The organism is Bradyrhizobium sp. LMG 9283, assembly GCF_045571415.1.
Lineage (GTDB): Bacteria > Pseudomonadota > Alphaproteobacteria > Rhizobiales > Xanthobacteraceae > Bradyrhizobium.
The window spans coordinates 6,510,077-6,524,721 of the sequence record NZ_CP120691.1; the positions used below are offsets into that span (position 1 = coordinate 6,510,077).

The 14,645-nt window shown below is 64.9% G+C and carries 13 protein-coding genes; 2 read left to right on the top strand and 11 right to left on the bottom strand.

The window, feature by feature from the left end; translation table 11 throughout:
- Nucleotides 1–71: 71 nt before the first annotated feature.
- Genes P6U29_RS30620 through P6U29_RS30645 form a run of 6 tightly spaced genes read right to left on the bottom strand, consistent with a single transcriptional unit; the run spans nt 72 to nt 7,038 of the window.
- Entirely contained in the window at nt 72–479 is a 408-nt protein-coding gene (locus P6U29_RS30620; RefSeq protein ID WP_407114082.1) for a ribulose bisphosphate carboxylase small subunit, read from the bottom strand.
- Nucleotides 480–490: 11 nt separating this feature from the next.
- Nucleotides 491–1,951, bottom strand: coding sequence for a form I ribulose bisphosphate carboxylase large subunit (locus P6U29_RS30625; protein WP_407114083.1), 1,461 nt, complete (start codon nt 1,949–1,951; stop codon nt 491–493).
- A gap of 31 nt (nt 1,952–1,982) precedes the next feature.
- On the bottom strand, nt 1,983–3,068 hold the full coding sequence (gene fba / locus P6U29_RS30630) for a class II fructose-bisphosphate aldolase (protein WP_407114084.1): 1,086 nt from the start codon (nt 3,066–3,068) through the stop codon (nt 1,983–1,985).
- A gap of 14 nt (nt 3,069–3,082) precedes the next feature.
- The gene (gene tkt / locus P6U29_RS30635; RefSeq protein ID WP_407114085.1) at nt 3,083–5,098 is read right to left on the bottom strand and encodes a transketolase; all 2,016 of its coding nucleotides are present in this window, start codon (nt 5,096–5,098) and stop codon (nt 3,083–3,085) included.
- A 16-nt stretch (nt 5,099–5,114) separates the two neighbouring features.
- On the bottom strand, nt 5,115–5,990 hold the full coding sequence (locus P6U29_RS30640; RefSeq protein WP_027570916.1) for a phosphoribulokinase: 876 nt from the start codon (nt 5,988–5,990) through the stop codon (nt 5,115–5,117).
- A 10-nt stretch (nt 5,991–6,000) separates the two neighbouring features.
- Nucleotides 6,001–7,038 (bottom strand): class 1 fructose-bisphosphatase, encoded by a 1,038-nt coding sequence (locus P6U29_RS30645; protein ID WP_407114086.1) that lies wholly within the window; start codon nt 7,036–7,038, stop codon nt 6,001–6,003.
- Nucleotides 7,039–7,157: 119 nt separating this feature from the next.
- Here P6U29_RS30645 and P6U29_RS30650 point away from each other — a divergent pair, with 119 nt between their 5' ends.
- Complete coding sequence (locus tag P6U29_RS30650; RefSeq protein ID WP_407114087.1) at nt 7,158–8,135, top strand: LysR family transcriptional regulator; 978 nt, start codon at nt 7,158–7,160, stop codon at nt 8,133–8,135.
- A gap of 242 nt (nt 8,136–8,377) precedes the next feature.
- Here P6U29_RS30650 and P6U29_RS30655 read toward each other — a convergent pair whose 3' ends face one another.
- The 5 genes from P6U29_RS30655 to P6U29_RS30675 form a co-directional block, all read right to left on the bottom strand.
- Nucleotides 8,378–8,575 (bottom strand): hypothetical protein, encoded by a 198-nt coding sequence (locus P6U29_RS30655; protein WP_027570913.1) that lies wholly within the window; start codon nt 8,573–8,575, stop codon nt 8,378–8,380.
- 129 nt (nt 8,576–8,704) lie between these two features.
- Nucleotides 8,705–9,124, bottom strand: coding sequence for a DUF4118 domain-containing protein (locus P6U29_RS30660; RefSeq protein WP_407114088.1), 420 nt, complete (start codon nt 9,122–9,124; stop codon nt 8,705–8,707).
- Between the two features lie 138 nt (nt 9,125–9,262).
- Nucleotides 9,263–10,456, bottom strand: a complete 1,194-nt coding sequence (locus tag P6U29_RS30665; RefSeq protein WP_407114089.1) for an MFS transporter — start codon at nt 10,454–10,456, stop codon at nt 9,263–9,265.
- Nucleotides 10,457–10,512: 56 nt separating this feature from the next.
- On the bottom strand, nt 10,513–11,130 hold the full coding sequence (locus P6U29_RS30670) for a TetR/AcrR family transcriptional regulator (protein ID WP_407114090.1): 618 nt from the start codon (nt 11,128–11,130) through the stop codon (nt 10,513–10,515).
- Nucleotides 11,131–11,729: 599 nt separating this feature from the next.
- A complete protein-coding gene (locus P6U29_RS30675) occupies nt 11,730–12,692 on the bottom strand; it encodes an IS110 family transposase (protein WP_407112966.1) in 963 nt (320 codons plus the stop codon).
- Between the two features lie 520 nt (nt 12,693–13,212).
- On the opposite strand from P6U29_RS30675, the gene P6U29_RS30680 reads away from it, so the two are divergent.
- Nucleotides 13,213–14,211: an IS110 family transposase gene (locus tag P6U29_RS30680; protein WP_407114091.1), complete on the top strand. Its 999-nt coding sequence runs from the start codon at nt 13,213–13,215 to the stop codon at nt 14,209–14,211.
- Nucleotides 14,212–14,645 lie beyond the last annotated feature (434 nt).

A 14,645-nucleotide genomic window follows, 5' to 3' on the forward strand; every position in this document is an offset into this window, starting at 1 on the left:
GCAGGGGAGCCGCGAAGCAGTGGTCCGCCAAGGATGCGGAGCAGGGAGAGCTCCGCGCGGAAGCGGATGACTTAAGCTGACGCGTGCGCGGCCGGCCGGCGCACCGTAGTGTAGCGAATTGCGCGGCCACCCACCTCCTGCCGCACCAGCTCGAACTCCGCCTCTTGTTTCGGCCGGTTGACGAGGAAGGAGATCCGCACCGATTCCCAGCCGTGGCTGGAATCGAAGCCGCTGACGCGGATGTAGCGGTCGCCGTAGACCCTGCGGCACTCGGCGAGCTCCATCATCACGCCGGCGGCATCCTGGAGATCGAACATCGGCAGGCCCCACATCTCCCAATAGGTGCTGCGGGGATGAGGATCGTTTGTGAACTCGATGTTCACCGCCCAGCCATTGGCGAGACAGTATTGCACCTGCTTGGAGATCTGGTCATCGGTCAGATCGGGCAGGTACGAGAAGCAGCCCTGGGTGATCTTCATGTCCATTCTCCTCAGACGGTTTCCAGCGCGGTCGGCACGAAGTCCGGCGTGTCGGTGGATTGATAGTTGAAAGTCACGTCCTTCCAGACCTCGAGCGCGGCCTTCAGCGGCGTGCAGGTCTGGGCCGCCTTTGCGAGGATCTCCGGCCCTTCGTGGACATAGTCGCGGCCCTCATTGCGGGCGAGGATCATCGCTTCCAGCGCCACGCGATTGGCCGTCGCGCCAGCCGCAATGCCCATGGGATGGCCGATGGTGCCGCCGCCGAACTGCAGCACGACGTCCTCGCCGAGGAGATCGAGCAGCTGGTGCATCTGGCCGGCATGAATGCCGCCGGAGGCGACCGGCATCATCTTGTTGAGGCTCGCCCAGGACTGGTCAAAGAACAGGCCGTGCTCGAGCTTGGTCGGGTTGAAGTCCTCGCGGCAGACATCGTAATAGCCGCGCGTGGTGTTGGGATCGCCTTCGAGCTTGCCGACCACGGTGCCGGCGTGGATGTGGTCGACGCCGGAGAGCCGCATCCATTTGGCGATGACGCGGAACGAGACGCCATGGCTCTTCTGCCGCGTATAGGTCGAGTGACCGGCGCGGTGCAGATGCAGGATCATGTCGTTGCGGCGCGCCCATTTGGCCATGGACTGGATCGCGGTGTAGCCGATCACGAGGTCGATCATGACGATGACCGAGCCGAGCTCCTTGGCGAACTCCGCGCGCTCGTACATGTCCTCCATCGTGCCCGCGGTGACGTTCAGGTACGTGCCCTTCACCTCGCCCGAGGCCGCCTGCGCCCGGTTCACCGCCTCCATGCAGTAGAGGAAACGATCGCGCCAATGCATGAAGGGCTGCGAGTTGATGTTCTCGTCGTCCTTGGTGAAGTCAAGTCCGCCCTTGAGCGCCTCGTACACCACGCGGCCGTAATTGCGGCCGGACAGACCGAGCTTCGGCTTCACTGTTGCGCCCAGCAGCGGCCGGCCGAACTTGTCAAGCCGCTCGCGCTCGACCACGATGCCGGTCGCCGGCCCCTGGAACGTCTTCACATAGGCGACGGGAAAGCGCATGTCCTCGAGGCGCAGCGCCTTCAGCGGCTTGAAGCCGAACACGTTGCCGATGATCGAGGCCGAGAGGTTGGCGATCGAGCCCGGTTCGAACAGGTCGAGATCATAGGCGATGTAGGCGAAGTACGAGCCGGGTGAACCCGGGACGGGATCGACGCGATAGCACTTGGCGCGATATTTCTCGGCCGCCGTCAGGCGATCGGTCCAGACCACCGTCCACGTCGCGGTCGAGGATTCGCCGGCAACCGCAGCCGAGGCCTCGATCGGGTCGACGCCCTCCTGCGGCGTGACGCGGAACAGCGCGATGACGTCGGTGTCCTTGGGCGTGTAATCGGGCTCCCAATAGCCCATGCGCTTGTATTCCATCACGCCGGAGCGATAGCGCTCTTTGCCGCGGACCGTGCCTGCATGTGCGTTCATGTCTCTCTCCTGCTCTTCTCTCTCTGAATGACTAGGCTGCAACCGGTTCGCGGGCGTCGATGCGCGGATCAAGCTCGCCGACGCGATAGCGCCGCGCCATCTCGCTCATCGGAACGACTTTGATCTTGCTAGCGTGACCCGCCGTGCCGAACTGTTCGAAGCGCTCGCGGCACAGCTCGCGCATCGCATCCATCGCGGGCTTGAGGAACTTGCGCGGATCGAACTCGGAGCGCGCCTGCGCCGCCACTTTCCGGAACACCGCAGTCATCGCCAGCCGGCAGTCGGTATCGATATTGACCTTGCGCACGCCGCTCTTGATGCCCCTGACGATCTCCTCGACCGGCACACCCCAGGTCTGCGGCATCTCGCCACCGAACTGGTTGAACATGTCCTGGAGCGGCTGCGGCACCGAGGAGGAGCCGTGCATGACGAGATGCGTATTCGGAAGCCGGCGATGGATCTCCTCGACCACCCGCATCGCCAGGATGTCACCATCGGGCTTGCGGCTGAACTTGTAGGCGCCGTGCGAGGTGCCCATCGCGATCGCGAGCGCATCGACCTTCGTCGCGCGGACGAAGTCCACGGCCTGGTCCGGATCGGTCAACAGCTGGTCGTGACTGACCTTGCCCTCGACACCATGACCATCCTCCTGCTCGCCGCCGCCGTGCTCGAGCGAGCCGAGCACGCCGAGCTCGCCTTCGACGGAAGCGCCGACCCAATGCGCGAGATCGACGACGCGGCGAGTGATCGCGACGTTGTAGTCATAGTCGGCCGCCGTCTTGGCGTCGGCCTTGAGCGAGCCGTCCATCATCACCGAGGTGAAACCGTGGGCGATAGCGGACGCGCAGGTCGCTTCGTCATTGCCGTGGTCCTGATGCATGCAGAGCGGAATGTCCGGATAGGTCCGCTCCAGCGCGTCGATCATGTGCGAGAGCATGAGATCGCCGGCATAGCTGCGCGCGCCGCGCGAAGCCTGGATGATCACGGGCGCGTCCACCTCGGCCGCCGCCTGCATGATCGCGATGCCCTGCTCCATGTTGTTGATGTTGAACGCCGGCACGGCATAGCCGTGACTCGCGGCGTGATCGAGCAATTGGCGAAGGGTGATACGGGCCAAGGTCGTCCTCCTTATTAGCTCTTGCGGGCGATCGCCCGGCGGGCTGCTTCCGCAATGCTTTGCGGCGTGATTGCAAACTCGCGATACAGCACGGGCGCGGGCGCTGAGGCGCCGAAGCCGCGCATGCCGACGAATTCGCCGTCCATCCCGATCCAGCGCGACCAGTCGCCCTGCACGGCCGCCTCGATGCCGACGCGCGGCGCGGTGCCGAGCACGGAGGCGCGGTAATCTTCCGGCTGCTCCTCGAACAGCGCGAAGCAGGGCGCGGAGACGACGGCTGCACGAATGTGCTCAGTCGCGAGCAGGCGCGCGGCTTCCAGCGCAATCGAGACTTCCGAGCCGGTCGCGATGAGCGTCACGTCGCGACCACCATCCGGCGAGACGACGAGATAGGCACCATTCGCGACACGATTTCTGCCGCGCACATCGCTGCGGAACGTCGGCAACGCCTGCCGCGACAGGCACAACACGGACGGACGATGCTCCGCCGCCAGCGCGCAGTCCCAGGCCTCCAGCGTCTCCACGGCGTCAGCCGGCCGGAACACGAGCAGGTTCGGAATGACGCGCAGCGCCGCGAGATGCTCGACCGGCTGATGCGTCGGCCCATCCTCCCCGAGACCGATGGAGTCGTGCGTCATCACATGGATCACGCGCAGCCGCATCAAGGCCGCAAGGCGGATCGCGGGCCGGCTGTAGTCCGAGAACGCGAGGAACGTGCCGCCATAGGGAATGAAGCCGCCATGCAGCGCGAGGCCGTTCATCGCGGCGGCCATGCCGTGCTCGCGAATGCCGTAATGGATGTAGTCGCCGGCGAACGCACCGCTCTTGACCGGAGCCTGCGCCTTTGCATGCGTCAGGTTCGAATGCGTCAGGTCCGCGGAGCCACCGACCAGGCCGGGAATCGTCCCGGCGATGGCATCGAGCACCTGTTGCGAGGCCTGCCGCGTCGCGAGCTTTGGCCGCTCGCTGGCGAAGCGTTCGCGCAATTTCGCCGCGGCAAGCGCGTAGGCTGCGGGCAGAGTCACGGCCTTGCCTTCGACGAACAGATCGCGCTGGTCTGGCGTCGCACCTTCGTAGCGATCGAGCCAGGCGAGACGTTCGATCTGCCCGCGCTGCCCGATCATCCGCCACGCCTTCTGGATCGGAATCGGCACCACGAACGGCTGATAGTCCCAGCCCAGCACTCGGCGCGCCGCCGCCGTCTGCTCCGTGCCGAGCGGCGCGCCATGCGCCTTCTCGGTGCCCTGTCTATCAGGCGCGCCATAGCCGATGATGGTGCGGCAGGCGATCAGTGACGGCTTTGCGGTTTCGCGCTCTTCGGCAATCGCCTGCGCAACGGCCTCGGGATCATGCCCGTCGACGCGGCGCACCGACCAGCCGGAGGCAGCGAAGCGCGCGAGTTGATCATCGGACGTGGCCAGCGATGTCGGGCCGTCAATGGAGATGCCATTATCATCGAACAGCACGATCAGCCGGCCGAGCCCGAGATGGCCGGCAAGCGAGATCGCCTCCTGGCTGATGCCTTCCATCAGGCAGCCGTCGCCCGCGATGACGTAGGTGAAGTGATCGACAAGCCCGTCACCATGCCGCGCATTCGCCATGCGCTCGGCGAGTGCCATGCCGACCGCGGTCGCGATCCCCTGCCCCAATGGGCCCGTCGTGGTCTCGACGCCCGGCGTATGACCATATTCGGGGTGCCCCGGCGTCTTCGAGCCCCACTGGCGGAAAGCCTTGATGTCGTCGAGGCTGACGTCGCCGCCGGTCAGGTGCAGCAGCGCATAGAGCAGCATCGAGCCGTGGCCCGCCGACAGCACGAAGCGGTCGCGGTCCGGCCAGTTCGGGTGCGCCGAGTCGAACTTCAGGAAGCGCGAAAACAGCACCGTCGCGACATCGGCCATGCCCATGGGCAGGCCGGGATGGCCGGATTGCGAGGTCTCGATGGCGTCGACCGCGAGGAAGCGGACGGCGTTGGCGAGATCGTTGTGCGTGACGGCCGTGAGGTCGGCTTCAGCGTGGACGGAGATGTTCATCGGATTCTCTCCCTGTTCACTTCAAGCTGCGCTTGCGCTCGATCAGCTGCATGATCAGCGGCGTCAGGATCAGTTGCATCGCGAGATCGAGCTTCGCGCCGGGGCACACGATCGAATTGGCGCGAGACATCCAGCTCTGCGGCAGCATCGAGAGCAGGTAGGGGAAGTCGATGCCGCGCGGATTCTTGAAGCGGATCACGACCATCGATTCGTCCGGCGTCGGGATCCAGCGCGCGATGAACGGATTGGAGGTGTCCACGGTCGGCACGCGCTGGAAGTTGATGTCGGTCTCGGTGAATTGCGGGCAGATGTAGTGGATGTAGTCGGGCATCCGCCGCAGGATGGTGTCGGTGACGGCCTCGGTCGAATAGCCGCGCGCGCTGCGGTCGCGGTGCAGCTTCTGGATCCATTCGAGATTGATGACGGGCACGACGCCGATCTTCAGGTCGGCATAGCGCGCGACATTCACCTTATCCGTAACCACGGCGCCGTGCAGTCCCTCGTAGAACAGCAGATCGGAGTTCTCCGGCAGTTGCTTCCAGTCGGTGAAGGTGCCGGGCGCGGCGCCATGCAGCGCAGACTCCTCGGCGTCGTGGACGTAGTGCCGCGTCACCGCGGTGCCGGTCTCGCCATAGTCGCGGAAGGCGCGCTCCAGCTCCTCGAACAGGTTGGTCTCGGGGCTGAAATGGCTGAAGTGCTTGTTGCCGCGCTCAGCCTCCTTCGCCATCTGCGCGCGCATCTCGGCGCGATCGTAGCGATGGAAGGCGTCGCCCTCGATGTAGACGGCGTTGACCTTCTCGCGGAAAAATATCTGCTCGAAAGTCTTCTTGACCGAGGTGGTGCCGGCGCCGGACGAGCCGGTGATGGAGATGATGGGATGCTTCCTTGACATGCTCGCCCTCCTACAGCCGGAAGAATCCGCGCCGCGCGAACAGCGGCGCCGAAACGCTGGCGACCAGCAGCGAATCGCAATGCAGCTCCTCGACACGCCGCACCTCGTTGCTGGAGCCCATGATCAGCGGCACGCGCTGGTGCAGACTCTGCGCCGACAGATCGAGGATGCGCTCGCGCCCGGTGGTGGCGGAGCCGCCGGCCTGCTCGATGATCATGGCCATCGGATGCGCTTCGTAGACGAGGCGCAGGCGGCCGTCGCCATAGCCGGGACGTGCGTCCGAGGGATAGAGGAACACGCCACCACGGGTGAGGATGCGATAGGTTTCCGCGACCAGCGAGCCGATCCAGCGCATGTTGAAGTCGTGGTTGGCGGGCCCCTCGACGCCGGCGAGACACTCGTCGATGAAGGCGCGCACCGGCGGATCCCAGTGCCGGCGATTCGACGCATTGATCGCGAACTCCTCGCAGGCCTCGGAGATCTGCACGGCGCTGCGCGCGAGGCGGAAGCAGCCGGCCCTGCGGTCGAGCGTAAAGATGTCGACGCCGTCGCCGAGCGTCAGCACCAGCGAGGTCTGCGGGCCGTAAGTGACGAAGCCCGCCGCAAGCTGCGCCGAGCCGCGCTGATGGAAAGCGAGTGAGAGATCATCAGGTGCCGGCAGGATCGAGAAGATCGTCCCGACGGTCATGTTGATGTCGATGTTGGAGGAGCCGTCGAGCGGATCGATCGCGATGCAGATGCGGCTTTCGCGGTCGACGATCTGGGCCTCGCGCATTTCTTCCGACGCCAGCGCCGCGATCGGCAGCCGACCGAGGCAGCGGCGCAGGATCGCGTCGGCCTGGAGGTCGAGATCGCGCTGGACATCGCCGTCGCTGTTGCGGCCCGTCGTCAGGCCGGAGGCGTCGGCGAGATCGCCGGAGGCGATGAGATCGGCGATCTCGATCGCAGCCGCAGCGATGGCATCGACGGCGCCCGCCACCGCGAGCGCATGGGGTGCGGTCTCGGAATACCGTTGAAGGTGGTCGTCCAACCTGAGTTGCCCGGTCATCTGCGTCCATCCCCTTTGCCGGCGCCGCATCCATTCCCTCCCCGCTGGAGGTTGGTGCGGTCCATCCCGGCACGAGGAGATTGACAGGGACGGTCTAATAAGGAAAATTTCTAATCATAATGAGCCTCAAAGAATTTTCTTATAATGGTCCCGGCCATGCGGCGACCCAGCTCCGGCATCTCACGATCCGGCAGCTGCGCTCGCTTGCGGCGCTGTCGGCCAAGGGCAGCGTGACGGCGGCGTCGAGCCATCTCGGGCTGACCCAGCCGGCCGTGACCCAGCAGCTCCGGCAGCTTCAGGATCTTGCCGGCCTGCCGCTGGTGCAGCGGACCGGCGACGGCATGCTGCTGACGGAGGCGGGCAAGGAGGTCTTGGCGCTGGCCGAGCGCGTCGAGGCCGCCATCATGGATTGCCAGGGCGCGCTGGATCTGCTCGCGGGGCGGACCGGCGGCACGGTGCAGCTTGGTGCGGTCTCGACCGCGAAATACTTCGTGCCGCACGCGATCGCGGCGTTCTCCAAGCGCCATCCCAAGATCGAGATCAAGCTGACCATCGGCAATCGCGAGGAGATCCGCGAGGCCATGCACGGCTACGACCTCGATTTCGCGGTGATGGGTCGGCCACCGGCCGACGTCAGCGTGGACGTCCGTCAGCTCGGACGCAATCCGCACGTCATCGTCGCGCGCAAGGGCCACTGGCTGGAGAAGGATTCCGGCCTCAACCTGACCGACCTCGTGCACGAGACCTTCCTCACCCGCGAGCCCGGCTCGGGCACGCGGACGCTGATGGAGGGCATGTTCCAGAAGTCGGATCTCGAGCCGATCATCGGCATGGAGATGAGCAGCAACGAGACCATCAAGCAGGCGGTCATCGCCGGGCTCGGCATCGCCTTCATCTCGGCCCACACCGTGGCGCATGAGCTTGCCGAGGGCCGGCTCGTCGTGCTCGACGTCGCAGGCCTGCCGATCGTACGGCAATGGTACGTGATCCGCCGCAGCGACAAGGTGTTGCTGCCGCCGGCGCAGGCGATGTTCGATTTCCTGGGCTCGGAAGGATCGAATTATCTGCCCGATGTGCCCGAACTCGGCGGGCAGTAGCCGGCCGGCGCTCAGCTCATCAGCTTCATGGCGACGGTCGCCGCCAGTACCACGATGATCTGGAGCAGACGCTCCGTCGTGAAGATGCGGTTGAAGGTGCTCATCGCGTGCCCCGGCCGACGTGAAGAATGCCTCGATCGGCCCGTTGCTAGCACAGAACGATGCGGGGGCAACTCCGTAGTTGCCCCGTGGGTGGTCGCGGCTTCGGCGAGCCGGCTCGCGGCCGCACTGAGGGCCGGCGATCAGGCCGCGAGCGGGGCGGTGCAGTCCGTGCGCGTCGCGAAATAGGCTTCCAGCTCCGACAGCGCCCGCGCTTCCCAATCCCTCGCCTGCTCCAGCAGCGACCAGCTCTGGCCCGGGCGGAATGCAGCGGTCTGGCGATAGAGCGATGCAATGCCGCGGTAGCGGCGCACGTTCTCCAAGATGGCGTGACCGTTCATATCCGAAAACTCCCTCGTCATTCCCGCGGGAGAAACTGCGGCCAAATCTTTTTCGAAAAGTTAGCGGCGCGCGGCAAGTTCGCGGATGGTTGCCGGACTGTTGCGCGAGCGCAACGTGCGCGGCGCGATTTATTGCGGATTCGTTGCTGCGCTCTCGCCCGAAGGCTTCAGCCCGCCGCTTCTGATGATCGTCATCGTCTCGCGGCAGAGATCGGCAAGGCCGATCAGGAGTACAGCCAGGAGGCAGAACAGGTTGATGGAGTCGGCATTCGCGATGGTCAGCGCGGTGAACTGGAAGAACGGCGGCATGAACGCCCACCACACCAGCGGAACGGTGAGCAGCGTGGCGAATGCCGCCGCCGGTACGCCTGCAACGAGCGCAAGCACGAACAGGCCGGGCAGGAACGCCACGAAATAGAGCTTTGCGCCGAGCGCGACGCAGATGCCCTGAAGCACGGCCGACATTGCGACGACGACCAGCCCGAGCAGAAACGCCTGCCACGACCATGGCCGTACCCGCGGTACGCCAAACAGCCCCGCACGTCTCATCAGCCTCCCCCTGCCGCCCGTTAACCAGGTGCGTTTGCGACCAAAGTACTACAGCGGCGCCGGGACTGCGAGACGGAAATTGCGTCCCCGCGGGGTTGGTAAACGGGCCGCATCGCACAATTCCGGCCACGCCGGCGGCTATTCGGTCGCCGCATAGAGCAGGCCCGCGATGGGCAGAGCGAGGCCAATGGCCGATGCGAGCGCCCAGCCGCCTTGCGCGAAGGCAAAGGCTCCGACCGCGGAGCCGGCCGCGCCGGCGGCGAAGAAGGTCGCCATATAGAGGCCGTTGAGGCGGCTGCGGTGCTCGTGCCCGAGCAAGAAGATGGCGCGGAAGCCGAGCACGACATTGCCCTGCACACCGATATCGATCGCAATCGCGGCCACGACCAGGCAGGCGAGGTTCAGGACCGATCCGGCCGCGCCGACATGCGTGATCAGGAATCCGGCGGCCGCGAGTAGCATCGCGACCAGCGTCGCGATGCGGCTGTGGCCGCGATCGGCGAGCCGTCCTGCGATCGGCGCAGCGAACACGCCGGCGACGCCGGCCAGCGCGAACAGCGCGATGCCGCGCTGGGTGAAGCCGAACTCGCCGGCGAGCTGGAGCGGCGCCACCGTCCAGAACAGGGTGAAGGCGCCGAACAGGCTCGCCTGATAGAGCGCGCGGCGCCGCAGCAGCGGCGTAATCCGCACCAGATGCGGCATCGACAGCAGCAATTCGCCATAGTGCATCCGCGTGACAGGCTTGCGCTTCGGCAGCGTCATCCAGAGCACGGCTGTGAGCACGATCATCAGCGCGGCGGAGCCGAAGAACACCGCGTGCCACGACAGCACGGCTGTGACGGAGCTCGACACCGGACGCGCCAGCATGATGCCGAGCATCAGGCCGGTCGAGACGTTGCCGACGACGCGCCCGCGGATGGCTTCAGGCGCAAGATGCGCCGCATAGGGAATGATGATCTGCACCGCGACCGAGCCGAACCCGATGAACAGCGCGGCGATCAGGAACGGCAGCGCATGTGTCGCGAAGGCCGCTGCGAGCAGCGCCGCGGCGCCAAGCGTGATCACCGAGCAGATCAGCGCCCGGTTCTCGACGAGATCGCCGAGCGGCACGATCAGCAGCAGCCCAGTGCCGTAGCCGATCTGCGTCATGGTGACGATCAGTCCCGCCGCTGCATGCGACAGGCCGAGCGCGGCGCTGATCGGGGCGATCAACGGCTGGGCATAGTAGATGTTGGCGGCAACCATGCCACAGGCCGCGGCGAGCACGAAGGTCAGGCGCTGCGACACTGCATCCGGCTCGGGCGCGGTCTCGATCGTGGCATTCATCGTCATTCACATGGACTCCGGATAAATATAGGGAATGCTCATTCCCTATTGTGACAAAAAATTCAGGCGAGCAGTTTCATCGCGACGCCGACGAGGCGCTCCCCGTCGAGCGGCAGGCGGGCCTTGCCGACGACGCGCAGGCCTTGCGTGATGCAGATCATCAGCCGCGCGGTATCATCGGCCGCGACATGGCGGGGAATCGAGCCATCGGCCTGCCCCTCGCGAATGAGGCCGGCAATGAAGCTTTCGTTGCTCTTGAGCTGGGCATTGACGCGGGCGCCAACGACCGGATCGAGCGCGGACAGCTCGACGGCACTGCCGACGACGAGGCAGCCGCGCCGCCCCTCGCTGCCCTGGGAATGCTCGACATAAGACAGCAACACATTGCGGATTCGCTCGCGGCCGTTTGCGCCGCGCTCGGCCGCGCTGCGGGTCTGCTCCTGGCGCAGCGCCGTATAGCGTTCGAAGGCGGCGAGAAACACCGCATGCTTGTCGCGAAACGCCTTGTAGATGCTTCCCGTGGCGAGCCGCATCGCCGCGGTGAGGTCTCCGATCGAGGTGGCATGATAACCGCGCTCGCGAAACACCCGCACGGCCCTGTCGAGGGCCGTGTCCATGTCGAATTCCCGAGGGCGGCCAGGCGGACGGGCGGACTGAGATCGGCGGGCGGTCTTTTGCATTGCGGCATAATAGGGAATGGGCGTTTCCGAATAAAGACACGTGGTTGTGAATAGGTGATCAATGACAACGATATTTTGCGCGTCCCGGACTAGCTGCAACGCGCAAAGCGTTGCGGCGCGGAGCCGGGACCCAGGGCAACACCGCACGGTGCGGATAGATGGGCCCCAGCTCTGCAGCGCATCGTCGAAGCGACGCTGCGCCGCGTCCGGGGCACGAAAGCGAAGTGGCGCACGCACTCTCCTCCTCGTCATTGCGAGCGCAGCGAAGCAATCCAGAGTCTTTCCGCGGAGGGATTCTGGATTGCTTCGCTGCGCTCGCAATGACGGAGCAAGGGCGACGCAGCAACTCTCCAACGTGCATTTCAGATTTGCAGACATGCGTTCGCATCCCCGCGGCGCTTTCGCCCGAGCTTTGCTTCATCGCTCGCCCCTCTCGATCCAAGAGCAACTGGGTCGGAGTAGACCGGCGATCAGACGGGCTCAAGGCTGGTGCTGGCGCACCCCGCCTTCGGCGGCTGACGGCCTTGACCCCGTCTGCACGCCGGTCTTTGGGCTTGGCATGCGCTCGGCCGAGGTCCGAGCACGAGAAGGCGCGCTCGTCAGGCCAACCTGTATTTCTTCGGATCCCACGTCTCGCCGCGAGCGATCATGGTGTTGAGAATGACGATCAGCTTGCGCATGCAGGCGACGATCGCGACCTTTGGCGGCTTGCCCTTGGCAATCAGGCGCTCATAGAAGGCCTTGAACACCGGGTTGTTCAGCGTCGCGGCGCCGATGCAGGGCATGTAGAGGGCGTTCCGCACCCAGCGGCGACCACCCTTGATGCAGCGTTCACCTCGACGTTTGCCGCTATCGTCGTCATAAGGAGCAACGCCCACCAACGCGACGACAACTTCGTCGCTCACCTGCCCCAACTCCGGTAGGCCTCCAAGCAGCGCCATTGCGGTCCCCTCAGCAAAGCCTGGTACGCTCTGGATGATCTCGGCGCGTTTGGCAAAGTCCGGCGTTGTCTTGATCGTCGCCGCGATCGCGGTATCGATCGCGGCGATTTCGTCAGCCAGCTTCTGAAGAAGACGCGCGCGAGCCTTCCGAACAAGGGCCGGCGCCTCATGCTCGTTCTGCATTTCCAGGCGAGCCCTGACGTCGATCAGGCCTTGGCGTCCCTTCACCAGTGCCTTCATCTCCTCGTGAGCGGGATCGTCGACTTGGCTGGGAGCCTCGCTGAATGTCTCGGCGAACCAGGAGATCATCTCTGCGTCGATCTTGTCATTTTTAGCAAGGCGTCCCGCCGATTCCGCAAAGTGGCGAACCCGTTTGGGATCGACGATCCGTACTTCCAGCCCGGCTTGGCGCAACGCCTTGGCCCATACCCGCTCGTAGCCGCCGCTTGCCTCCATCACTGCCTTGCCGACCCGATGCTTGCGAAGCCATGCAATCAAGCTCCGTCGCCCCGCCGCGGTTGTCGGGCAAGTCTTCCGCTCCGTTACGGTCCGAATGCACGCATCAATCTTGTCTTTGGCGACATCGATGCCGACGACAACCAGATCGTCTTGTGTCATCATCCACTCCCTTCCTTGCCTCGTACGGGCTCGCAGCCCTTGCAACTGTTCGGGTTGAGGAAGACACCGGAGCTGTCCCTTGCTCTTTAACAGGCTCTGTCGCCTTTGGGCGCAACGGGCTCAGTTCCGGCAACGGGCGGTTCTGATCCAACCGCCCGTTGCCACATTCTGGCAGATTTCGGGGACACAAGGGCGCAGGGAAGGCCGGGGTGCTGACCTCGCACCCGCGGTCCGCTGCGCAAAAGGCACGCGCAAAAAGACCGCACAGCAGCATACAGGTGGTGCCAATCACTCGGCCTTCCCTGCGCGATGGTCGGACGGCTTATGCCGCGCTCTTGTGTCTGCAAATTGTGCCAAAAAACGCCAACGGGCGGTTCTGACCAACCGCCCGTCGCTGGATCTGAGCCCGACCGTGCTCAAAGGCCTTGAGAGCCTGTCCGGGAGCGTGGGACAGATCCGGTGTCTTCCTCAACCCGAACAGTTGCATGGGCTTCGAGCCCGAACCGAGCAAGGAAGGGAGTGGATGATGGCACAAAACGGTGGCGTTGTCGTCGGGATCGATGTGGCCAAGGACAAGGTGGATGCATGCATCCGCGCGGTGTCGCAACGGCAGACGTTTCCTAGCACTGCAGAAGGACGGCGCGGTCTGATCCGCTGGCTGCGCAAATACAAGGTTGCCAAGGCGGTCATGGAGGCATCTGGCGGTTACGAGCGAGAGTGGGCTAAGGCGCTGCGTCAGGCCGACATCGAAGCCCGGATCGTCGACCCCAAGCGCGTGCGTGATTTCGCTCGATCAGCCGGACAACTCGCCAAGAACGATGCGATCGATGCGGAGATGATCGCCTGGTTTGCCGAGACCTTCACCGATGCTCCAGATCAGGCCCATGACACGGCCCGCGAGAATCTGGTGCAGGTCGTAAAAGCGCGCCAGAGCCTGCTCGATCTGCAGACGAGCCTGAAAAATAGGGGCGAGCATGCCGCCCCCAAAATCGTCCAGCAGATGCAGGCTCGGTTGTTAAAGCAGATCGCAGACGAAGTTGCCAAGCTCGAGGTTGCGATCGCCGCAATGATCAAGGCCGCGCCACATTTGGCCGAACTTGCCGAGATCATCGAGAGCGTGCCAGGGCTCGGCAAGATCACATCCGCCGGTCTGGTCGCCGCGATGCCGGAACTTGGCCAGGTGAGCAACAGGATCGCCGCTGCGCTGTTGGGAGCAGCTCCTTACGATGACGACAGCGGGAAGCGACGCGGTGATCGCCATGTAAAAGGTGGACGCCGAAAGGTTCGCAATCTCTTCTACATGGCTTGCCTCGGCGCTGCGACGCGGCACAACCCTGTGATCATGGCCTTCTATGATCGTCTGATCGCTAAAGGGAAGGAGCCGAAGGTTGCGCTGACCGCCTGCATGCGCAAGCTCATCGGCATTCTCAACACCATGATCGCCCGGCGCCAGAAATGGGATGCTCGCCGCTACGAACTGAGCGAACCCGCTCGGCCTCAGCCGAGCGCATGCACCGCCTGAAGACCGGTGAGCGGGCGGGGTCAAGGCCGTCAGCCGCCGAAGGCGGGGGCGCACAGCGCCAGCCTTGAGCCCGCTCGCTCACCGGTCTACTTCAACACAGTTGCTCCCGGGAGCCGAGTTCCTTCTGGCCTCCCTCGCCCCTGCGAAAGTCGCCGGCACCGCGCCGGTTGACGCGACTGCCGCCTCCGCAAGAGCTTGACCGTAGCAACGACGGCCAGGACCACACGGTTTTGCCGTACGCACGGTTCGCCATTTCGCCGCAGTTTTCCCAGCCCTGTCGACGGAGCCGGAAACTTACAGGCGAGACGAGCCTAGCAGCGCCGTTCGTCCGCACGATGCCCAGGGCTCACGGAGAGCAATCCGCCCTGCCCTGGCCACTCGCGCCCGACGCTGCCGCGTCCACCGCAAGCCCGGCTCGCGACAATGACGACCAC